General features: G+C 29.6%; 21 protein-coding genes and 1 pseudogene. 9 read left to right on the forward strand and 13 right to left on the reverse strand.

All coding sequences use genetic code 11. The features are described 5' to 3' along the window. Positions 1-25: 25 nt before the first annotated feature. Positions 26-163: pseudogene (locus P3X86_RS15410) on the reverse strand (helix-turn-helix domain-containing protein); the annotation flags it as partial. Between the two features lie 403 nt (positions 164-566). On the opposite strand from P3X86_RS15410, the gene P3X86_RS15415 reads away from it, so the two are divergent. The 3 genes from P3X86_RS15415 (at position 567) to P3X86_RS15425 (ending at position 2013) form a co-directional block, all read left to right on the forward strand. Then, positions 567-983 (forward strand): hypothetical protein, encoded by a 417-nt coding sequence (locus P3X86_RS15415; RefSeq protein WP_483293607.1) that lies wholly within the window; start codon positions 567-569, stop codon positions 981-983. Between the two features lie 14 nt (positions 984-997). Further along, positions 998-1333, forward strand: coding sequence for a hypothetical protein (locus P3X86_RS15420; RefSeq protein WP_483293608.1), 336 nt, complete (start codon positions 998-1000; stop codon positions 1331-1333). 425 nt (positions 1334-1758) lie between these two features. Further along, the gene (locus P3X86_RS15425; RefSeq protein WP_483293609.1) at positions 1759-2013 is read left to right on the forward strand and encodes a hypothetical protein; all 255 of its coding nucleotides are present in this window, start codon (positions 1759-1761) and stop codon (positions 2011-2013) included. Between the two features lie 64 nt (positions 2014-2077). On the opposite strand, the gene P3X86_RS15430 is transcribed toward P3X86_RS15425, so the two are convergent. Next, positions 2078-2404, reverse strand: coding sequence for a helix-turn-helix domain-containing protein (locus P3X86_RS15430; RefSeq protein ID WP_483293610.1), 327 nt, complete (start codon positions 2402-2404; stop codon positions 2078-2080). Positions 2405-2585: 181 nt separating this feature from the next. Between P3X86_RS15430 and P3X86_RS15435 the strand changes: the two genes are divergently transcribed. The 4 genes from P3X86_RS15435 to P3X86_RS15450 all read left to right on the forward strand — a co-directional run bounded on the left by P3X86_RS15435 (position 2586) and on the right by P3X86_RS15450 (position 7739). Next, positions 2586-3305 carry a LytR/AlgR family response regulator transcription factor gene (locus tag P3X86_RS15435; RefSeq protein ID WP_483293611.1) on the forward strand — a complete coding sequence of 240 codons (720 nt, stop codon included), beginning with the start codon at positions 2586-2588 and terminating at the stop codon, positions 3303-3305. Continuing rightward, positions 3292-3978 (forward strand): sensor histidine kinase, encoded by a 687-nt coding sequence (locus tag P3X86_RS15440; protein WP_483293612.1) that lies wholly within the window; start codon positions 3292-3294, stop codon positions 3976-3978. The genes P3X86_RS15435 and P3X86_RS15440 overlap by 14 nt, the downstream gene beginning before the upstream one ends. Before the next feature lie 91 nt (positions 3979-4069). After that, a complete protein-coding gene (locus P3X86_RS15445) occupies positions 4070-5899 on the forward strand; it encodes an ABC transporter ATP-binding protein (RefSeq protein WP_483293613.1) in 1830 nt (609 codons plus the stop codon). Beyond that, positions 5874-7739: an ABC transporter ATP-binding protein gene (locus P3X86_RS15450; protein WP_483293614.1), complete on the forward strand. Its 1866-nt coding sequence runs from the start codon at positions 5874-5876 to the stop codon at positions 7737-7739. Before P3X86_RS15445 ends, P3X86_RS15450 begins: the two co-directional genes overlap by 26 nt. 124 nt (positions 7740-7863) lie before the next feature. Here the strand turns inward: P3X86_RS15450 and P3X86_RS15455 are convergent, their stop codons facing one another. The 3 genes from P3X86_RS15455 to hydF form a co-directional block, all read right to left on the reverse strand. Next, positions 7864-8772, reverse strand: coding sequence for a CPBP family intramembrane glutamic endopeptidase (locus P3X86_RS15455; protein WP_483293615.1), 909 nt, complete (start codon positions 8770-8772; stop codon positions 7864-7866). Between the two features lie 145 nt (positions 8773-8917). Continuing rightward, complete coding sequence (gene hydE / locus P3X86_RS15460; RefSeq protein WP_483293616.1) at positions 8918-9961, reverse strand: [FeFe] hydrogenase H-cluster radical SAM maturase HydE; 1044 nt, start codon at positions 9959-9961, stop codon at positions 8918-8920. A 2-nt stretch (positions 9962-9963) separates the two neighbouring features. Beyond that, on the reverse strand, positions 9964-11196 hold the full coding sequence (hydF, locus tag P3X86_RS15465; RefSeq protein ID WP_483293617.1) for a [FeFe] hydrogenase H-cluster maturation GTPase HydF: 1233 nt from the start codon (positions 11194-11196) through the stop codon (positions 9964-9966). Positions 11197-11629: 433 nt separating this feature from the next. Between hydF and P3X86_RS15470 the strand changes: the two genes are divergently transcribed. Beyond that, positions 11630-13648: an S-layer homology domain-containing protein gene (locus P3X86_RS15470; RefSeq protein WP_483293618.1), complete on the forward strand. Its 2019-nt coding sequence runs from the start codon at positions 11630-11632 to the stop codon at positions 13646-13648. A gap of 305 nt (positions 13649-13953) precedes the next feature. On the opposite strand, the gene P3X86_RS15475 is transcribed toward P3X86_RS15470, so the two are convergent. Further along, positions 13954-14679, reverse strand: a complete 726-nt coding sequence (locus P3X86_RS15475) for a hypothetical protein (protein WP_483293619.1) — start codon at positions 14677-14679, stop codon at positions 13954-13956. Between the two features lie 169 nt (positions 14680-14848). Here P3X86_RS15475 and P3X86_RS15480 point away from each other — a divergent pair, with 169 nt between their 5' ends. Further along, a complete protein-coding gene (locus P3X86_RS15480) occupies positions 14849-15043 on the forward strand; it encodes a KTSC domain-containing protein (protein ID WP_483293620.1) in 195 nt (64 codons plus the stop codon). Positions 15044-15183: 140 nt separating this feature from the next. Here the strand turns inward: P3X86_RS15480 and P3X86_RS15485 are convergent, their stop codons facing one another. The 7 genes from P3X86_RS15485 to P3X86_RS15515 form a co-directional block, all read right to left on the reverse strand. Further along, a complete protein-coding gene (locus P3X86_RS15485; RefSeq protein ID WP_483293621.1) occupies positions 15184-15351 on the reverse strand; it encodes a hypothetical protein in 168 nt (55 codons plus the stop codon). Positions 15352-15373: 22 nt separating this feature from the next. Next, positions 15374-17167: a B12-binding domain-containing radical SAM protein gene (locus tag P3X86_RS15490; RefSeq protein ID WP_483293732.1), complete on the reverse strand. Its 1794-nt coding sequence runs from the start codon at positions 17165-17167 to the stop codon at positions 15374-15376. Between the two features lie 150 nt (positions 17168-17317). Beyond that, a complete protein-coding gene (locus P3X86_RS15495; RefSeq protein ID WP_483293622.1) occupies positions 17318-17455 on the reverse strand; it encodes a hypothetical protein in 138 nt (45 codons plus the stop codon). 224 nt (positions 17456-17679) lie between these two features. Beyond that, positions 17680-17868, reverse strand: a complete 189-nt coding sequence (locus P3X86_RS15500) for a ferredoxin (RefSeq protein WP_483293623.1) — start codon at positions 17866-17868, stop codon at positions 17680-17682. A 71-nt stretch (positions 17869-17939) separates the two neighbouring features. Further along, complete coding sequence (gene recQ / locus P3X86_RS15505) at positions 17940-19760, reverse strand: DNA helicase RecQ (RefSeq protein ID WP_483293624.1); 1821 nt, start codon at positions 19758-19760, stop codon at positions 17940-17942. 24 nt (positions 19761-19784) lie between these two features. Further along, positions 19785-21044 carry an MFS transporter gene (locus tag P3X86_RS15510; RefSeq protein ID WP_483293625.1) on the reverse strand — a complete coding sequence of 420 codons (1260 nt, stop codon included), beginning with the start codon at positions 21042-21044 and terminating at the stop codon, positions 19785-19787. Positions 21045-21065: 21 nt separating this feature from the next. Next, on the reverse strand, positions 21066-22358 hold the full coding sequence (locus P3X86_RS15515) for an alkaline phosphatase family protein (protein ID WP_483293626.1): 1293 nt from the start codon (positions 22356-22358) through the stop codon (positions 21066-21068). Positions 22359-22420: the final 62 nt, after the last annotated feature.

Raw genomic sequence — 22420 nt, forward strand, 5'->3', positions numbered from 1 at the left:
ATTTCCATTTTATTATGATAATACTCTAAAAAAAGCCATCTAAGTCCTTTATTTCAATCTTATTTTTATTAAACTTTATTAACCCATCCATTTTCATATTGATTATTTCTCTTGAAAGTGAAGGTCTTGGCACACCCAATAACTCTGCTAACTCTTTTGTTGATAAACCTATTATCTTTTATAGCTATTATTAATTCTTCCACTATTTTCACCTTTTGTTTTTACGTAACATGCGTTACGGACTTAGTTGTTTTATACTATTATAATGTACATAGATTAACAATACAAGGAGGTAATTATATGAAAAGAAAAATAATTAATATAAATGAAGATAAATGTAACAGATATGGATTATGTGTAACTGTTTGTAATGAAAGGCTATATAAATGATTGATGGAAAAGATAATCTTATAGTAGTGATAAAAAAATAATACTATACAGAGAAGTTTTTATTTATCATCTGGAGAAATAATTGAGTAAACATCCTCAGTCCGTTTTATAGGGGTTTTTTTAATTGTAAAAAAATATGATATAATGATGTATAAATTATATGCTAGGAGGGAGCTATGAAAAAAAAGACATTACTGAAACATTTTTTTGTTGTAATTTTATTAATTTCAATAGTTTATATTACCTTTAAATATACTTATCATTGGCATGTTATCAAAAAAATTCCTGAAAATAATTTTAATAGACTGACTATATACGAATTCCATACAAAAAAAACCTTAAATATTGATGATACATCTACAATAAATACTCTATACAATTATCTGTTTGATAGAAGATGTGTAAAAGTAAATAAACTATTAAAAACTGCTTATCCATATGATGGTAATTGTTGGTATATTGATTTTAAAAACGATACTTCATATATGGAAGTGAAATTACTTTCACCAGAATTTATTTCTATAGATGGTGACTATTATTATCTAGACGATAGCTTTGATTTTGATGAATTCAGAAAAATAATCCAACGGTAAAGGAGTATAAATATATGTTTGTTATTTTAAGTATCGTTTTCTTGTTTACATGCTTATACCTGATGGTAAGTGGGATGGTATCATTGAAAAATATAGATGACGAGTGCTATAAAAGAAAAATATTCAATAATGATTTATCTTTATCTAGTATAAAAAAGCTAATATCTTTAGATTCTCGCATGAAAATATTACAATCTATTTTGCTATTGTCTTTTTATATGCTTATAGCAGTTTATAAAAAATTCTTTAGCGAAATAATTTACGTACCTTTGTTACTATCCGTTATTTGTGTAGCACTATACTTAATAGGTTATGGAGTATTATACTTAAAGATAAAAAATATTCAGTAGTCAAAAATATATATTCCACAGTTATAATTTTACCTATCTAGGTATTTATGAAAGGAATTTTTACAATGAAAAGAAAGATTATAGTTCTGTTTGCAATAATTCTATTTTTTCTAATGGGTTAACTTTTTTAATAAATGGACAATAGTTGAAAATTCTAATCTTGTTAAAAGTTCAATTAGTAATGATATAGTAAAACCTATAGATTCATTTATAACTTATGGACAAGAAGTTCCTGATACTATAAGAAATGAATATATAGGCTACGATTATTACTACAAGCATTTTTTTAGAACATTTATTAAGTTTACTGACGACAATCCATATACTCACATATTTGAGCAAACAATAAAAAAACAAGTGCTAGAAAATACACTCTATTAAGTGAATCTAGTGAACAAGGTGGATACAATTTTATTGCATCTGTTATGGCGCATCTGTCTGAATACTCTCCATCAGAAACAATCATTATAAGACAAGGGCAATCCACAGGGCTTACTTTCAATAAAAATGGTGTGTACGAAGTAAATTGGTATATAAAGTCTAAAAATTACTATGTATATTCAGATTGGGAAGCATGGATAATAGACGAACCTAATACTAAAAAAATCGTTAAGAGATTAGTTGAAACTGTTAGTGAACCAACGCCATTTTTTCATGTTGAAGTTAAAAAGATAAAATGATAAATATATTATAGTTGATTTCGAGTTTTATCGTATCAACTTTTTTTATAATCTGGAATAGATATCAGTAAATCTTCGTATAAATATCATCTATCTTCACCACTATGCTAATATATGTAATAAACTCTATATTACTATTTTTCATACCTAATAATTTCTTTGCTTTGGAAACTCTATATCTTATAGTGTTTTCATGCTGAAAAAGGCTCTTTGCTGTTTTTTTATAGCTTCCATCAGTTTCTACAAAAGCTTTTATAGTCTTAAAAATTTCTGTATTATTTATATCATCATAATCCTTTATTGGCTTAACCAACTCATCATACATTTCTTTTGTTTCTGATGCTTTTTTAATTAAATATACAACTTTGTCTCTACTGTTTTTTATTATCACACAATCACCTTTTGTATTTATTTTAGTTAATTTAAATAATTATACATCATATTGCGATTTATTACCATATTATTTCTTATTGTTTTTTATTTTTATTCATAATATATAAGACTATCTGTCTAACCTACTATTGTGTTATAATGTTAATGCATATTTATCATTAAAAAAAGGGGTAATTTTTATGTCAATTAGAATAGCAATATGCGAAGATGAAAAAGCCGAAAGAGAATATTTAAAGTTACTTATTAATAGATGGGATACCGACAAAAAAGCTACTATAAAAAGCTTTGAAAGTGCTGAAAGCTTTTTGTTTCATTATGCAGAAGATAAAAGCTTTGATATTCTACTTCTTGATATAGATTTAAAAGAAATGGATGGCATAGAACTTGCTAAACATATACGAATTGAAAATGAAAGCATACAAATTGTATTTACGACTGGTCTACCTGATTTTATTGCTCAAGGATATGATGTTTCAGCACTACATTATTTAATGAAGCCCATAAGAGAGTGTTCTCTTTTTTGTGTATTAGACAAAGCTGTAAAAAATATTAGCAAGTCAAATAAATCAATTATTGTCAATGTTGATGGAGAAACTATTCGTTTAATGGTTAACTCCATAATGTGTATAGAAGCTATGTCTCATTCTGTTATCATAACTACTACAAATGAAAATTATACCGTAAAAAAATCTATGAAGGAAATGATTATTCTACTAAATGATGATTTTATCAAATGTCATCGTTCATATTTTGTAGGCTTAAAACACATAAAAAAAATAACTAAAACCGATATTATTCTAGATAATGATACTAAAGTACCTTTATCAAGACGTCAATATGGTACTGTAAATCAGACATTTATAAACTACTATAAAGGAGAGCAAAATGGGCCTTATTAATCTATTTATTAGTAAATTACTTGAAAAACGTATAGTAGAATTCCAGAATGACCTCATAAGCAAGCACGTAGATGAGGTCCAAAATATGTACAAGCAAATGAGAGGTTGGAGACATGATTATCATAATCATATCCAAACCATGAAAGCCCATATAGAAATGGGACAAATACCTGAACTCAAGCAATACCTAGGTAAGCTTGATGCTGATCTTGCTAATGTTGATACTATTATCAAGACTGGAAATGTTATGATAGATGCTATCTTAAATAGTAAAATATCACTAGCTATATCAAAAAAAATTGATGTCAATGCCAAAGCTGTTGTGCCAAAAGACATACACATATCTGAAATAGACCTCTCAGTTATAATTGGCAATCTGCTAGATAATGCTATGGAAGCATGTTGTGCTTTATATTGTAATGACAATCCAGATCGCTTTCCATATATAAAAATTTATATAGGTGTATTAAAAAAACAATTATATATCTATGTGTCTAATTCTACTAGTGGTAACCCGAAAAAAATATCAGGTAAATATATTTCTACTAAAAGAAGTAACAATCACGGTTTTGGATTAATGAGAATAGACAATATCATAAATAAATACGATGGATATATTAACCGTCAAAGTGAAGAGAGTGTTTTTGTAACTGAAGTTCTCCTGCCATTATAGCACCATTCGTGTTTATATATTGCCCGTTCGTGAAAAATTTCATATTTACTCTTAAGTATTTGCTATTATTGCTTCTAGGAGGATGATGACATTGAAAAAAAAAGACAAACCTTTATACTCAACACTAAGTAATATAATATTTCTTTTTAAAATAGCATGGAAAATTGATAAAACCTTGATTTTGGTAACTGTTTTACAAATACCAATGCTTATTGCTTTACCATTATTACCAACATATCTAACAAAATATATTGTAGAACTTGTAACTATAGGCACAACATCTAGCACACTGATTAAATACATATTGTATATTTCTTGTATAATCTTATTTGTTAGGATATTAAATAATTATCTTAGTACTTCTATGAGATGGCGAGCAGTTTTTAATAGGTTCAATTATATTACATTATGTTCTGACAAAGTACTTGATATGGATTATTATAATATTGAAAGCCCAAGTGCTCAAATCAAATTAAAAAAAGCAACAAACGCTTTTCTAAATAATAATTCAAGTACAGAGAAGTTTTTTAAACAACTCGTAGACATATTAGCCAATCTAATTGGCTTGGCTACATATACCTATCTAATACTGCATATAAGTCCATTTATAATTTTTATACTTTTTGTAATGACAACTATAAACTATTATATTAATACAAAAAATAATCAATGGATACACCAAAACAAAGAAAATTGGGTACTTGTAGATAGGAAACTAGAGTATATAATAAATAAATTAGGCGATTTTGAAGTTGCTAAAGATATGAGACTTTACGATATATCCAGCTGGTTTAAAAAAATGTTCTCTATATTTCTTTTAGACAGACTAAGTTGGACAAATAAAAAAGAAACTTTTAAATTTTTTATTAATTTTATATGTGCTATTATGATGTTTTTAAAGGACGGTGTAGCATATGTATTTTTGATATACCAAGTAACAAAAAACAATATGTCTGCATCTGAGTTTGTGTTTTACTTTGCATTAATATCTAAGTATTCAGACTGGTTACTCGGTCTAATCAATTCTTATAACACTCTACAGCTTACAAGTTTAAGTATTTGTGATTTAAGAGAGTTTCTTGATATACCAGATAGCTTTAATAAAGGAAAGGGCCCTACGGTACCAAAAAAAGCTCCTAACATTATTTTTAATAATGTTTCTTTTAAGTATCCAAATTGTGAAAACGACACCTTAAAAAATTTAGACTTCAATATTAAATCTGGGGAAAAAATAGCGATTGTAGGGCTTAACGGTGCTGGAAAAACTACATTGGTCAAATTACTTAGTGGTCTGTACCGTCAAACAAAAGGTACTATAAAAATAGATGAACATGAATTAATGAAATATAATAGAGATGATTATTACAAACTTCTTTCTGTAGTTTTTCAAGATATTATGGTTATGCCAGTATCTATAGAAGAAAACATTGCTTTAAGTACCGAAAAACACATTGATAAATTACAACTAAAAAGCGTAATAAAGTCTTCTGGATTAGAATCCTTAGTTCAAAAGTTACCTAGTAAAGAAAAAACGATTCTTCTAAAAAGTGTTCATGATGACGCTGTTGATTTATCTGGTGGAGAAATGCAAAAACTAGCATTAGCTAGAGCTTTATATAAAAATGGTAAAATCGTCATTCTTGATGAACCAACTTCTGCATTAGACCCTATAGCTGAAAATGAAATGTACCTTAAATATAACTCACTTACAAAAGATACTACATCAATTTTTATTTCTCATAGATTATCAAGTACACGATTTTGCGATAGAATATTCTTTCTTGAAAATGGCGAAATAATAGAGGAAGGAACTCATGATGATTTGATCAAGCTTGGTGGAAAATACGCCAATATGTTTGAATTGCAAAGCCATTACTATAAGGAGGGTTGCTGTAATGAAACAGTTAAAATCGGATGTTAGATTGATATATAAAGGATTTATGAAAATTCGTCAAATTAGACCATGGATGTTATCTTTAGTAGTAATTCGTTCAGTTTTTGAAGCTATTTCTCCTTTTATTACTATATATATGTCTGCCTTAATCATTGATGGTATTATAGCAAAGTATGATTTTAACACTCTAATAACTTATGCTATGCTAGCAATTACATTTAATTTTATAGCAGTAATATCAATCAAGATATTAGATAAAAACATTAATCTATTTTACGAGGAATTCAACCATAAATTTGATATGATTTTAAGCCAAAAAATTGCAGATATAGACTACGCTAATGTTGAAAACCCTCAAACACATCAAAAGCTTCAAAAAATAAAAGAGCTACGCAACCTTAATGGAACAGGCATATGGAATTTATTTAGTTCAGCTTCATTAATTACTAAAAACTTTTTTAAGATTATTTTTTCAATATCCTTAACATTTTCACTGTTTACTCTTAATGGAAATAACGATTCGTCAAATATACTGAATTTTGCTACATCAAAGCTATGCTCTATCTTGTTAATTTCATGTATTGTAATTAATGTAATCCTTACTATGTATTCAAATTCTACATCTAAAAAGAACTACTTTGCTATTTTAAATGGCTTCGTCCCTCTTAATAGAATATACTTTTACTATTTTACAAATTTTATTGCTTCTTATCACGCTGGAAAAGATACAAGGATATATAACCAGAAAAATTTAATACTTAGCAAGCAAAATGATATAAATAATAATGCAAGGCTAATAACGAGTAAAATCGGTAAAAATGAAATTAAATACTCATCTATAACAATAATTTCAACTATTATAATAACTACTCTTGTATATCTTTTCGTAAGCCTAAAAGCTTTAGCTGGATTATACGGTGTTGGTTCAATAGTAAAATATGTTGGAAGTATTAATGAGTTTATTGATAGTTTTACTACATTTATGAATGAATTTGCATCACTTCGTGCTAACAATGAAGGACTGATAGCATGTTTTGATTTTTTAGATATCAAAAATGTGCTATATCAAGGTACATTACCTGTTGAAAAACGTTACGCTTGCGACAATGGGGACAATGATTATGAGATAGAGTTCTGTAATGTCAGCTTTAAATATCCTAGCTCTGAGGATTATGCACTAAAAAATGTTTCTGCCAAACTAAAAATTGGTAAGCGTTTGGCTGTGGTAGGCATGAATGGTAGTGGTAAAACAACTTTTATAAAACTGCTTTGTAGGCTTTATGACCCTACAGAAGGAATAATAAAGTTAAACGGTGTGGATATACGCAAGTATGACTTTAAGGAGTATTATTCTTTGTTCTCTGTTGTATTTCAAGATTTTAAGCTTTTTTCGTTTCCTCTTGGTCAAAACGTAGGAAGTACAGTTGATTATGATATAGTTAAGGTTGAAGAAACTCTAGCCAAAGTCGGCTTTACAAAGCGTTATAGTAAAATGAAAAAAGGATGTAATACATTCCTTTACAAAGACTTTGAAGAAGATGGTGTTGAAATTTCTGGCGGAGAAGCACAGAAAATAGCCCTTGCTAGAGCATTATACAAAGATGCACCTTTTATAGTATTAGATGAGCCAACTTCTGCTCTTGATCCTGTTGCAGAGTTTGAAATATACTCTAAATTCAATGAAGTAGTATCTAATAGAACAGCTATTTATATCTCTCACAGATTATCTTCGTGTAGATTCTGTGATGATATCGCTGTATTCCATGAAGGTAAACTTATTCAGCGTGGTAATCATGATACACTATTAGCTAATGATAAAGGGAAATATCATGAGCTGTGGAATGCACAAGCACAGTATTATGCTTAATTTTTTATATGATTCATGTGAATAAAAAATAGATTAACAGTAAAAGTATTAAATACAAAACAAAATCGACCACTTATTATTACCTTTATGTTAGTGGTCGATTTATATTTAATAAATCGTTATTTTAGACTTCATATTCTCTCATATTTATAATCCTTATTACCAAATATAATGACGATAGTATTAATACTATTGAACATACAACTGAACCTTCAATTCCAAATGAGCCTCCAGAAATTATATGATTCCCTTGAGCTTGAAGCTTGATTAATGAGCCACCTGGTGCAACGTTTCCACTTACCTGAACACCTACAATATTGCCTTGCATCCAGTTCCATGCACCATGCAAACCACATATGCCCCATAAGCTTTTTTTATAAACCACATAAAGTGAAGCAAATAGTCCGAATGAAACAAGGTTAATTACTGGCATTATACTAATTGAATTATTCCCTAAGTGAACTGCTGCAAATATTATCGAGCTAAATATTAGGGCAATAGGTACATTATATTTCTCTCCTAAAAGAGGAAGCATCCATCCTCTATAAATTACTTCTTCTGTTCCTCCCTGTATAATCCAGCCTATTAAAATAAACATAATAGTCGGCAACATCTGCGTACCTACATTTTGTGCTTTGGGAACAAATTTTAATCCTCCCAATAATACAATTATAAGCGTAGTCAATCCAAGCATAATTAATCCTATTATAAATCCAATAATATAGTGCTTAAATGCACCTTCCTTTTGAAACCCTAAATCCCTGATAGTCCTTTTTTCCCTATATTTCACTATTGTAAATATTAACAGTGATATGAAACCGAAACCAAATGATAAGTTGATAAATAGATTCCAGTAAGGCTGTGTTTTCTCTGGAAATAAAGCTTCTCCAATTATATTAGCTGGCATACCTCCAGCCGTGATAATCATAAATGAAAGAACCCCAAACCAGATAAGATTACGATTTACTTTTGTTTTTTCAGCTAGTCCAAAAAGTCCAATTTTGTTTGAAAATCCATTTTTATAATTTTTCATATTATCACCTCATCAATAAGGTTATAATGTGTAGCCCTATACATGTCAACACAATATTAACCCAATATATGATACTTTTATTACATAGTGCGCCCTTGACTACACATTTTTTATTTACTGGATTTTAGACCAATTATATTTATCCCTAACACATACTAACATGATCTCCTCTATCTATAACCAGCTTCATGTCTATATTACTAATATCTCTAGCTATAGCGTCTCTATATTCAGCGGCTTCTAGTCCGCTTATATTCTTATTATTGTATAATGTGTACTTTTCTCTAACTCTTTTAGGTGATAAGTTTGGCATGATGACATTTGCACCAGCTAATAATCCTAACTCTCTTCCTTTTTCATGTATTGAATTTAGGGCTGTCGTAGCTGGCAATAGTACTTTAGGGTTTACCAGTCTAACAATTGATAACATTATCAATGTCATATCAACATCACCTGCTTTATAGCTCTTAAATGGTGTATCTTTATGTGGTATAAAAGGTCCCAACCCTACCATGTGTGGGGTGAATTTTTTTATAAACATGATATCCCTTACCATATACTCTACCTCTTGATATGGCGAACCAACCATGAAGCCTGCACCTACTTGAAATCCTATCTCTTTTAAATTTCTTAAGCACTTAATTCTGCTTTTTAAAGTCATTGTGTTAGGATGTAGTTTATTATAATGTTTCTCATCTATTGTTTCATGTCTTAATAAAAATCTATCTGCCCCTGCTTGATACAGTTTTTTATAACATTCATAGCTCTTCTCTCCGATAGATAATGTTATTGCGCAGTTTGGATAATTCTCCTTTATAGAACTAACGATGTCCACCATTTTTTCATCTGTAAAACATCCGTCCTCTCCACCTTGTAGTACAAATGTACGAAATCCTGCTTCATAGCCATATTTACAGCACTCTAGTATCTCTTTTTTATCTAATCTATATCTATCTGCATTTTTATTACTTCTTCTTATTCCACAGTATATGCAGTCATTTTTACAGTAATTTGTAAACTCTATAAGTCCTCTAAAAAACACTACTCTCCCATATATTTCATCTCTTTTTTTGCATGCTTTATTATATAAATAGTTTTTAGTATCTTCATCTATGTTAGTAATAAATTCTACTAACTCTCCACTCTCAAACGATTCTCCTCTATAAAGTCTATCTACAAATTCTTTCATGGTTACTGACCATCCCATATCTTTTTGACATTGTTAAATGGCTCTAGTGCTCTATCTAATATACCATGGACATAAGCTATGAATATTCCGTAATTTACTATCGGTACTTCTAGTTTCTTTACACTGTCTATTCTACTAACCATTCCAGCTCTGTTGAGCATACATCCTCCACAGTGTATAATTAGTGCGTATTTTTTAGCATCCTCTGTAAAACCACTACCTGAAGAATACTCATACTCAAAATCTTTTCCTGTTTTTCGCTTTAACCATCTAGGAATTTTTACTCGTCCAATATCATCTTCTTGTCTATGGTGAGTACATGCCTCTGATATTAATATTCTATCTCCGTCTTTAAGATTACTGATTGCTTTTGCTCCCTTTATTAACTCTAATAAATCTCCTTTAAACCTAGCAAATAAAATAGAAAAAGACGTCAGAGGTATATTATTAGGAGTATCTTTAGAAACACCTTCAAATGCTTGTGAATCTGTAATAACTAGTTTAACCTTTCCCTCTAAAGCTTCTAGTGTTTCTTTTAACTCTGTCTCTTTGGTAACTACTGAGATAGCATCATGATCTAATATATCTCTAACTGTTTGTTGCTGAGGTAAAATAAGTCTACCTTTTGGGGCTGCTTTATCTATAGGGGTAACTAACACTATAATATCTTTAGGTTTTATTAGGTCACCAACTAATTTTATATCATTTTTTTCTTGGGGTTTTATATCTATTATTTTTTGTTTTAGTTCTTCTATTCCTATTCTCTCAAGGGATGATACGCATACTACTTCTACCCCCAACTGATTGCTCAACTTGTCTTTTGATATTTTATTTTCATCTGCTATATCTATTTTGTTAAGAACTAAAGCTACTGGTATCTTTTTCTCTTTTATTTTGTTTATCAATTCTCTTTCATAATCTGATACTCCAAGCGTGGCATCTGCTATTATTAGTGCTACATCAGTCTTATTTAATACCTCTAAAGATTTTTTTACTCTTAGCTCCCCTAAACTCCCGCTGTCATCTATTCCTGCTGTGTCTATTATCACACATGGACCTATTGGCAATATTTCCATAGATTTATAAACTGGATCTGTAGTAGTTCCTTTCACCTCTGAAACTATAGCTATGTCTTGATTTGTTATAGCATTAATTACACTTGATTTACCAGCATTTCTCTTGCCAAACAGAGCTATATGAACCCTATTTGAGCGTGGGGTTTTGTTTAAACTCATTATCACACCTCCATAACTCCTTCCAGCATGATATATCTGACTTTTTCTTTTTAAATACAAAAACTTCCTACAAAAAGGAAGTCTATAAGAATCATATTTTACAACTCCCTCTCAAATCAGATTATCTTTTTAGAAAGGTATTTTTATTTTAAACTCAAACAAATCTGTAAAGAAATTCTCTACAAATTTGAATTAGATTGTCTATATTTTATCAATCTCTATTTTAAAAGTCAATAGTTATTAAACTTTGTTTATTTTTAGTTTTTGGGATTTTTGACCTATTGCTATTGTTATTTTATGTATTATAAACTATAATGTTATTTATGATTCATAGTTTTATTATAATATTTACATTTGACTGGTTTTATGCAACAATATAAATATATACATATACTGTAAATTCGGCTTCACTATTGAAAGGAAGTGAAAACTTTTGAATTTATTTTGCTTTAAATCAAAGCTAACGACTTGTTTATGCATAATAATTATTGCAATACTGCTTTCTACAACAATCCTAGCTACTGACAACTCATTCTCAGATATAAACTCAAACGACTGGTATACTAGTAGTATAAAACTATTAGTTGAAAAAAACATAATAAATGGCTATCCTGATAACACTTTTAGGCCGAATGAAAATATCAATGTTGATGCATTTTTAAAAATCGTGATAACCTCTCTTAATCACGATATACAAAAGTATGACGGCTACTGGGCACTTGGTTATATAAATAAAGCTATTGAACTTAAGTTGATAGATGAAAGCGAGTTTGAAGCTTATAACGTCCCTATTACTCGTGGTCAAATGGCTAAAATAATAGTTAAATGCATTGATATTCCTGAAAATGAGGATTTCTCAGTTTATTCTAAAATAATACCTGACTACAATAGTATAAATAACTCTTATAAAGACTATGTACTAAGTGCTTTTGCAAGTGGTATTATTACAGGATATCCTTCAGGAGAGTTTAAGGAAAATGAAAACGCCACTCGAGCGCAAAGCTGTATCATCATAAACAGGATGCTAGATAAAAACTTGCGTAAAGTCCCTAATATACCAAATAACATTTTAACACAATATCCAAAGCTTGAGAAAAAAATGTATTTGGATAAAGAAAAAGAATTATTCAATTTTGAACAATCCTTGTATACTAACACAAAAGTTATGGAAGAAAAAGTCCTTACGATAGAATCTCAAATGGATAATCTTGAACTGTTTTTAAATAAAAAGATTAAGCTTTTAGTTTCTGAAAATAAGCCTCATGTATATGATAACGGAGATTTACAATATGGCTACAGAGAAGATGGAAATTATGACAGCGAAACATTGATTATTCTTAAAAGCGGTACAAAGCTTTATTATACTAACTATAAAAATTCTTCTGCAAATGGCAATGGAATGATACTTTGGGAAGATGGTGACAAATATATAGGTAACTTTAAAAATGGAAAAAAACATGGTAAAGGCAAATACGTATTCAAAAATAGTAATGAGTATATAGGTTATTTTAAAAATGGAGACTTTGATGGTTTAGGAATTTACAAATATATAGGTAATGAAAGATACATAGGTAACTTCTACAAAGACTTAAAATCTGGTCTTGGGACTTATTATTTTTCTAATGGCGATAAATATATTGGTAACTTTAAAAATGAACTATTTGATGGCAAAGGTGTTTTTATATCTGCTACTAAAAATAAATCTACTAATCATCTAAAATACATTGGTAGCTTTAAAGGCGATAAAAGATACGGCTTTGGAGCAAGTTATTGGACAGATGGTTCTAAATATATTGGCTATTTTAATGGTACTATTGATAGATCTAAACATGGCTGTTATATTTACAACAATGGTGATTTGCATATAAGAAATGATGTTGTTGATGAAATAACTGAAAAGGGTAAATATATCTGGTCTGATGGATTAACTTATATAGGTTTGTTTGATTTAGAAAATAACAGACTTAGCAAAGACCCTCTGTATTATTCCCCTGATAAAGAAAAAAGTATATTTAATGATGTCATTGACGATATATTAAGAAAAATAATTGATTCAAAAATGTCAGATTTACAAAAGGAAGAAGCTATTCACGATTATATAATAAACAATACTGTTTATTATAAATATGATAAAGATTCGATAAAAGATATACCTGAGTATTGTCATACTGCTTACGGTGTGCTGATATATGGCACTGGGGTATGTGATGGTTATGCTGAAGCAACTAATGTGCTTTTAAACAGAGTTGGTATTGAATCAAAATTAGTTTTCGGTCATGCAAAGAATAAAGATAACACTGATACTATTGGGCATGCATGGAATTTAGTAAAAATTGACGGTAAGTATTATCACCTTGATGTTACGTGGGATGATGACGATGAAAATCAAAAAGCATGCTATGATTTCTTTAATTTGACTGATGAAGAGATGAGAAAAACGCATAAGTGGTAAGTATGTAAAGAGATATCCATGTTATTGACCTATAATTCAATTGAATTATAGGTCATAAATTTTATATCTTAATTTAATAATATAAACAAAAATAACCTTGCATTCACAAGATTCTCAGACTGTAGACAAAAGCCCAATTTCTGCGTTGTTGTTAAAATTTGCGTTGCTCACTTACCTCTAAGTAAGGTGCTACTCGATTTTAACACGCCTTGAATTTGAACCCTTACTACAATCTAGATGATTTTGTCATCAACCTAAGAACCTAGCATTCACAAGGTTCTCTCATAACATTGTTTCTGTTTTTTCTAAGAAAAAACAACCCTTATTTTAGTAAAATAAAGAGTAAATTTGCTCTTAATCCCACTATCAGCACCTATTATAATCCAAGCTTCTCCTTTTTCATTTGTTGTTATGTCTAAAATTGTTTCAAAGCTTTTATATTGATATGATTCATCTTTTGTACCATTAGTTTTATATATATCTCCTAATATTCTCATATCATTTCCACTACATCCAAAGTCTCCAGTGTCTATATTTATTAACTTCAACCCTTTTTTCTGTCTTTCTTTTGGTTCTTCATTTACTATTCCAGCCTTTATAAACACTCTATCTTTTGCTGAGAGTTTATCTCTTGATTGATTTGTAGCTATATCGAAAGATAGCCTTACTTTATATTTTTTATTTGGTTTTAAATCATCCTTTGGAGACAATTTCTTTGTAATATACATAAATATATTGTCTTGTGCAACTGTGTATTTCATCATTATCCCTTTTCTACTGCTTCCTTTAACAGGGATTTTTGAGTGCCTAGCTTCTAATCCATATTTTTTTATATCTGCTACTGAAACATTTGAAAAATCATATGTCCATCCTTCATTATTATTAATCATACAATATAATTTATTTGGTGGATTTAGTGAGTTCATGTTATCAAAATCATATTTTTTACTAATTTCATCTTTATTTTCACAGCCATTGGTTATAACTACTAAGCAACTAACCAATATAGTAAATAATATTTTGTTTCTCATATTATCCTCCTAATCTTTCTTTGTATATTATTCTTTTCTATAATTGATATATTATCCTTAAACTTTATATAGTTATATAGGTTTATTTTTCTAGGAATAAATTATAGACAAATAAAAAAAATATTAATGTTCAGATTAAAATAATATATGACTAAAAGGAGAATAGTTTATGAGTGATTTTAAGGTAAAAGATACCCAATATGATCCAGCTAGAGAAGCTCTACAAATAGAATTTGAAAATGGTACTAAATACCAATATCATGATGTACCAGCTATGTCCTATTATGGTTTTATAAATGCAGATTATCAAATAGGATATATTACAGATTTTTTAAATAAGAACTATGAATTTTATCAACTATAAGTGGATATAGAAATAACAAAGAGGGTGCTTATATACCTCTAAGGCACCCCTCATGCATTATTTGTCAAAGATATAGGGAGTTAGTAGATATTATGATGAATTGGTTCAAAAGACTTTAAGAGTTAATAATAAAACCTTTTCTAAGAATTTACACCATATATAAAACAATGGGTGCATATATACTCCAATGCGCCCATTAAGAAATTTTCTTTTTTAATTTGTCCCTTACTCTTATATATCTTTACTATAGAATCATTTTTAATATATTCACTTAGTTTTATATCTTTTTTATTAGCTTTATAATTCATTATATAACTCTCCCTATTAACCCTATGAGATTTTTCTTCTGAGCCTTTGTAGTTTTAAAACTCCCTCTGGTTTGTATATTCTCACTATTGTCTCTTTTTGGTTATAGGAATCTAGCTTTGACTTACCTTTATTAGCTTCGTAAACATCGAATTTATATGTTTTTATGAGTTCTTCCTGCTTATCAGCACTTATTATAACCTTGCTTAAATCTTTTTCAAAGTCAAACAATTCTTGAATCACATCATTGTACTTATCAAAATCTGTATTATTTATGTATTCATGCCATACTCTTGTTATCCATCTATTAAACTCTATATTGTTCATATCTATGTTGTCACTAAATCGAACTATCTCATCAGCATATTTTTCAAGCTGGCTATAAAAAGATTGATAGAATGCAAATAAATCATCATCGAAATATTCTATCAAGTTTTTATATGTTATTGTAAACAAAGAACACATAACTTGTATAAAGTGATTTATAAACATATCACAATATTTGTATTTCTTCACTATTGAATCATTCATAGTGTAAAAATGTGAAAATAGATTAGGATATTTTTTTACTAACTCAGCATTCTTTTTTGTACTTGCACCATAAGTAATATCAGAAACTATTTCAGGATCGAAGCTTATATCGTTATGGTACTCATTGTAAAACTCTGTTCCTCTTAACATTGAAAAAATATGAAGTTGTATAGTCTTGATTTTTAAATCCTTTAGTTTCTTGATGACTCTAAATGTATCTAATAAGTCACTGAGCTTTTCATTTGGAAATCCATATATGAAAGATGCTGTTATATCAAGCTTACTTTCTGTAAGCATTTTGATTTTATCGTAAAATTTTTCGTCTAATTTTAAGTTTTTATTAACAGCTTTTTGCATAACAGCAGAGCCTGTCTCAACTCCTATGAACATCCCTACACATCCTGATTTGACTAACATCTCTATAACCTCTTCGTCTAACGTATCAATCCTAGCAGAACATGCCCATTGAATTTGTAAGTCTTCTTTGATTATTTTATTACAAAACTCTATAATTCTCTTCTTGTTGGCAGTAAACAAATCATGTACAAAGCTAAATGCTTTTATGTCATAATCTTTTATAGCCCTTTTCATCTCTTGTATTATTCTATCGTTGCTTTTTAGTCTGAACCTTTGTTTCCAAAAACTCTTGCTAGAACAGTATTTGCAGCCAAAAGGACAACCTCTTCCTACCTCTATTGATAATGATTTTAACTTGTCCATATATGGAACAAGGGAATAATCTATATCAGGTAAAACATCTAAATCTTGTATTAAACTATTTTCTTTATTTATTACAATTTTTTCTCCATCTCTATAGCATATACCCTTTATATCTGATAGCTCTTTCTCACCAGCAAATGCTTTCATTATATCTACTATACTTTCTTCACCTTCACCTATTCCTATAACATCTATAAACGAAAAAATACTCATTAAATCATACGCTGAAACGGATGCTTGTGGCCCTCCAAAAATTTGCTTTATATCAGGTCTTTGGTCTTTTATATATTTAGCCATATCTACACTTAAATGATATGAATTTGCCATTGTATAAAATGCTAAAACATCTGGTTTTTTATCTATAAGATGCTGTCCAAGATACTTTACATCACGATTTTCGAACTCTTTGTCATCTAACTCTCCTATGCTTTGCAAATATCCAAAATCTACTATTTCTACATCATGGCCTTCTTTTTTTAATATACTGGCTAATAGTAATGTCCCTATGTATAAATCACCAACTTTAAACTTACTGATTGCATTAACAAAAACAACTCTAATGATAATACACCTCCCAAATTATCTGCTGTCCTATGTTTATTTTTATCGAGGCTGTCTCAAGTAACTTTTATGAGACAACCTCGAAGGCTGTTTCATAATAAGTTATTTCTTATTTTGATACAATCCTTTAATTAAGTAATGCACCTGTAAAAAAAACTAGAAACTCCACGTTACACCAGTTTTTATTGATGTAGTTGGTACAGTTATTTCAGTAGTTACACCTGTTCCTCTTCCCAATGTATCATGGCAGCCTCTTTCAACAACCATTTCTTCTACTACTTCATAGTTATTCATGTATTTACCCCCTTTTCTATATTTTTTGTTGCTCTTTAATTATATACCATACTAATGCGTGAATATTGTAATATTTTGTATTAATTATATATTATTTTATCTTATGGGTTATTAAAGCAATTTCTTTACTAGCCAAATTTGTTTTACAAAAACAATAAAGCACTTCACTATAACTTGAAGTGCTTTTGGGCTTGTTATCATTTTAATCTATTGTTTTGTAATCTCTACTTAACAGATATCGCATCCACAGGACACTGTTCTTCTGCATCTCTTGCACTGTCTATTAATTCATCTGTTAATTCCATATCTGTAGCTTCTGCCTTATCGCTCTGATCCATTTCAAATACTTCAGGGCAAATATCTGGGCATAAGCCACAGCCTATACAAGTTCCTTTATCTACATATGCTTTCATATAAACACTCCTTTTGGATAATTATTTATCATTTCTATTTTATCCAAATTGTGTATATATATAATTGTAATTTATTCCATTTCCTTGTCTTTAATATGCTCTTTTATTATTTCTATGAACCTCTCTCCATAAACTTCGTATTTCTTTACTCCAACTCCAGTTATATCGAGTATTTCATCTTTATTTTGTGGGAGCGAAAATGCCAACTCTTTTAATGTTACATCATGAAATATTATAAATGCTGGAACTCCTTTATTATTCGCTATATCTGCCCTTAATTTTTTGAGTTTATCAAATAAAATCTCATCATATTGTTCATATTGTTTCTGTTTTGTCTCTTTCTTTGTTTCCTTATTTTCTTCGACTAGAAGATATTTTTTGTGTTCTACTTTTTCTTTTCCTTTTAGGACATTTATAGATGTCTTTGTAAGCTTTAATATAGGAAATTTATCTGTTGTTATGTTTATAATTTTCTTTGATATCAATGTCATTATCATCTCTCTTATAACATAAACACTATATTCCTTCATTATCCCATAGGTTGATAATTTATCTAACCCTGTTTGAATTATTTTTTTATTCTTTGAACCTCGTAGTATGTCTATTATAGTATTAACACCAAATCGTTCATTAGCCCTATATATACACGATAATATTTTTTGTGATTCTAAAGTTATATCAATCATTTCACTTTCATCAAGGCAGTTACCACAATTATTACATTTTTCAAGAGTCACATCCTCGTTAAAATACCTAAGTATATGGGCTCTTAAACAATCATTTGCATGACAGAAATTAACCAATATTTGAAGATTAGCTAGTAATATCTTCTGCCTTTCTTGTGATAACCCATCAGTGTTTATTATTAACTTTTGTTTCACTACATCTGATGGTGAATACATCAATATACATTCGCTTGGCTCTCCATCTCTTCCTGCTCTTCCTGCCTCTTGATAGTATGCCTCCATGTTTTGTGGCATATTGTAATGAATAACAAATCTGACATCTGGCTTATCTATCCCCATACCAAATGCATTTGTAGCTACTATTATTCTAGCTCTTCCTAGTATAAAATCATCTTGATTTTTTCTTCTTATCTCTGGTTCTAACCCTCCATGATAAAATACCACTGGTATATGTTTTTCTTGCAATTTTTTAGCTACAGATTCTACTGACTTCCTTGTTGAGCAGTAGATTATTCCTGAACCATTTTCATGTTTTGATTTTAAATATTTAATAAGATATCTATATTTATTGCTAGTTTTAACGACTTTATATGTTAGATTTGGTCTATCAAAACTAGCTACTAACTCTATTGGATTTTGTAAATTAAGCAAAGACTTTATTTCATCTATTACATATTTTGTGGCTGTAGCTGTAAAAGCCCCAACAGCTGGTCTACATGCAAAGGATTGTATGAATTTTGGTATCTCTAAATAGCTTGGTCTGAAGTCATGACCCCATTGGCTAATACAATGAGCTTCGTCTACTGCTATAAACGATACGTTAATGTTTTTTACTATACTTTTAAAGTTTCGCGTATTAAGCCTTTCTGGTGCTACATAGATAAGCTTATATCTACCTCTTCTCATATCCATTAACCTGTCCACTAATTCTTGACCATCTAATGTACTATTGATAAAGGATGCTTCTATGCCTATTTCTTTTAATGAGTCTACTTGATCTTTCATTAGAGATATTAAAGGAGATATAACTATTGTTAGCCCTTCTTTTACTATAGCAGGTAACTGGTAGCATAAAGATTTACCTCCACCTGTTGGCATAATGCCAACAACATCTTTACCATCTATTACTCCTTCTATTAACTCTTTTTGACCTACTCTAAATTCTTCATAACCAAAATATATTTTTAAGACCTCATATATGTTCATACTAACCTTCCTTTTATTTACGAATTAACATACATTCTTTACCGACTGTTTATTTACTCTAGTTAGCAGTATTCCTCCTATTATAAATAACAATATTATACTACATACACCATAGTTTGTCTTACCTGTTATATGAGTTATCACTCCTAAAAGAGATGGCCCCATTATCGCAGCAAATTTGCCAAATACATTATAGAATCCAAAAAACTCATTTGCATTATTTTTAGGAACTAACTTCGCAAAATAAGACCTACTGAGAGCTTGAATCCCTCCCTGTGAGCTACCAACTAACATTGCTAATATCCAAAAATCAAGTACACTATCTAAAAAGTATGCATATACACATATTATTATATATATAATTATTCCTGTATAAATCATTGTCAATGTAGAAAATTTATCTGCTAGCTTACCATATATTATAGCACATGGAAAAGCTACAAACTGTGTTACTAGCAATATAACTAATAAATTTGTAGAACTCACTCCTAAGTCTGCTCCGTAAGATGTTGCCATTTTAATAATAGTAGAAACTCCATCAATATAGAAAAAGTATGCCAGTAAAAACATGAATAACTTTTTATGTTTCTTAATATCTTTAAATGTTTTATATATTCTTGCAAAACTGTTTTTTACTACGTGCTTTTCTCTCTTTATTCCATGTATCTGTTTAACTCTCTTGTACATTGGAAGAGTAAACACAGCCCACCATAAAGCTGTAAGTACAAATGAAACTTTACAGGCCAATGTTACTGTTATAGGTATAATGTTTTTGCCAGCTAATATCACTATTGCCATACACAGTATAAAAGGTATTGTACTGCCTATATACCCAAGAGCAAAACCATATGTTGATACTTTATCCATCCTATCTTTTGTTGTTACATCTACTAAAAAAGCATCATAGAAAATATTTGCTCCCGAAAATCCTATCGCTGTCAATATATAACATGCTAATAATATTGACCAGTACTGCTCGTCCACAAATGACAGTGCTACTGTTGTTATTAAACCTAATGATACGAACACTGTAAAAAACTTCTTCTTAAACCCCTTATAATCCGCTATCGTCCCTAGTATTGGTGCTAAGAGCGCTATTATTAGTGTAGCTATAGAGTTTGCATATCCCCAATATGCTGTTGATAACGCTCCGTTCCCTCCACTCTTAGTAAATAATGACTTAAAATACAGTGGCATAATTGTCGATGTTACAGTCATTGTATACGCTGAGTTAGCCCAATCGTAAAATGCCCAGCTCTTTTCTAATTTGTTTAGCTTAAACATTATCTTCCTCCTTTTAGTTTATTATATATCTAAAAAGTCATTTATAACTTGACCATCAGCCTCTTTAAGCTCATAGCCTAATAGTTTCGCAATTGTCGGACCTTCGTCTATAAGTCTCATCTTATCTATTATATTGCCCTTTTTTATTCTTTTTCCGCGTGCTATAAACACTGTCCCATACCCCTCTTTTGACGGCAAATAGCCATGTGTTGCCTTTGTAATATGAGGTACATTACCAACCTCATCTAAGCTAATCTCTTTTATGGCTGGGACATCTAGATTGTCTAAGAAGTAATAGTCTTCTGTAGCTTCTATCATAAACGTACAATTACTGTCTGCTCCTAATCTAATTGCTTCTTCACTCGTGTATATATCATCAAAGCAATTGTTATGCTTGTTAAAATCACATAAATCTTTAAATAATCTATCTTTTAATTGTTTGTTACTTTTATCCTTCATGTAGATATAAGTAGATCCGTCGCAGCTCTTGGCTATAGCATCATAGGATGTAACTTTACCTTTTTTATTAACTTTAATAAATCCTTTTTCTTTTAAGTATACATTTAGATAAACAACTTTACTCTCATCCATGCTACTGTGATCACCGAGTAAGATTAATGTGCTTTCTTCATAGATATTAAGTTCTTTAAGAGTTCTCATAATCTCACCTAATCTTATGTCATGTCTTTTTAGAGCATCCAAAGCCTCTATTGAATCAAATCCATTGTAGTGCCTCATTGAATCTAAGTCAGTATAATGTACTAGTGATATATCTGGTTTTACGTTTTTGAGAGTATATAGAAAGGATTGATGTGTAAAATTGTCTAGGTATGGCTGTTTTAAGCCTTTTCTAAGATGTCCAAACATTTTGTTTAGTTTGTATTGGTACTTTATACTTCCATTTAGCAGCGAAACAATTATTTGATTTTGGTATGGTCTATTAGCAAATATCTCTGGAACATTATACTGTATTTTAGACTTTGCTGTAACAGGCCAAAGCAGTGCTGAAACTGTTTTACCATCTTTTATAGCCAAATCATAAAAAGTCTCCCCTTTAATATACTTTCTGTGCCAGTACCAATCTGGTGATTGCCTATTTGGCTGCAGGAGTGTATTGTTTACCACTCCATGATTTTTTGGGTATTTACCTGTGACTATAGATACATGTGCCGGATATGTCAGTGTTGGATATACACTCTCTACATCTGTGCAATATGATGCATCCTTTAACACACTTTTGAAATTCTCTAGTCTTGATATGTACTTAAAATCTTTTGTTGATAATCCATCAAATGATATTACTATTAAATGCATATTACCTCCATATATTATCAATATTTTAAAATTATGATTGGTTTAATTATATCATAAGACAT

It is taken from the genome of Abyssisolibacter sp. ZYX002, assembly GCF_056892235.1.

Excerpts from the sequence above, each read along its gene's own strand:
- P3X86_RS15415 (WP_483293607.1), top strand. The coding sequence starts at position 567 with ATGAAAAAAAAGACATTACTGAAACATTTTTTTGTTGTAATTTTATTA.
- P3X86_RS15420 (WP_483293608.1), top strand. The coding sequence starts at position 998 with ATGTTTGTTATTTTAAGTATCGTTTTCTTGTTTACATGCTTATACCTG.
- P3X86_RS15425 (WP_483293609.1), top strand. The coding sequence starts at position 1,759 with ATGGCGCATCTGTCTGAATACTCTCCATCAGAAACAATCATTATAAGA.
- P3X86_RS15435 (WP_483293611.1), top strand. The coding sequence starts at position 2,586 with ATGTCAATTAGAATAGCAATATGCGAAGATGAAAAAGCCGAAAGAGAA.
- P3X86_RS15440 (WP_483293612.1), top strand. The coding sequence starts at position 3,292 with ATGGGCCTTATTAATCTATTTATTAGTAAATTACTTGAAAAACGTATA.
- P3X86_RS15450 (WP_483293614.1), top strand. The coding sequence starts at position 5,874 with ATGAAACAGTTAAAATCGGATGTTAGATTGATATATAAAGGATTTATG.
- P3X86_RS15455 (WP_483293615.1), bottom strand. The coding sequence starts at position 8,772 with ATGAAAAATTATAAAAATGGATTTTCAAACAAAATTGGACTTTTTGGA.
- hydE (WP_483293616.1), bottom strand. The coding sequence starts at position 9,961 with ATGAAAGAATTTGTAGATAGACTTTATAGAGGAGAATCGTTTGAGAGT.
- hydF (WP_483293617.1), bottom strand. The coding sequence starts at position 11,196 with ATGAGTTTAAACAAAACCCCACGCTCAAATAGGGTTCATATAGCTCTG.
- P3X86_RS15475 (WP_483293619.1), bottom strand. The coding sequence starts at position 14,679 with ATGAGAAACAAAATATTATTTACTATATTGGTTAGTTGCTTAGTAGTT.
- P3X86_RS15480 (WP_483293620.1), top strand. The coding sequence starts at position 14,849 with ATGAGTGATTTTAAGGTAAAAGATACCCAATATGATCCAGCTAGAGAA.
- P3X86_RS15485 (WP_483293621.1), bottom strand. The coding sequence starts at position 15,351 with ATGAATTATAAAGCTAATAAAAAAGATATAAAACTAAGTGAATATATT.
- P3X86_RS15495 (WP_483293622.1), bottom strand. The coding sequence starts at position 17,455 with ATGAATAACTATGAAGTAGTAGAAGAAATGGTTGTTGAAAGAGGCTGC.
- P3X86_RS15500 (WP_483293623.1), bottom strand. The coding sequence starts at position 17,868 with ATGAAAGCATATGTAGATAAAGGAACTTGTATAGGCTGTGGCTTATGC.
- recQ (WP_483293624.1), bottom strand. The coding sequence starts at position 19,760 with ATGAACATATATGAGGTCTTAAAAATATATTTTGGTTATGAAGAATTT.
- P3X86_RS15510 (WP_483293625.1), bottom strand. The coding sequence starts at position 21,044 with ATGTTTAAGCTAAACAAATTAGAAAAGAGCTGGGCATTTTACGATTGG.
- P3X86_RS15515 (WP_483293626.1), bottom strand. The coding sequence starts at position 22,358 with ATGCATTTAATAGTAATATCATTTGATGGATTATCAACAAAAGATTTT.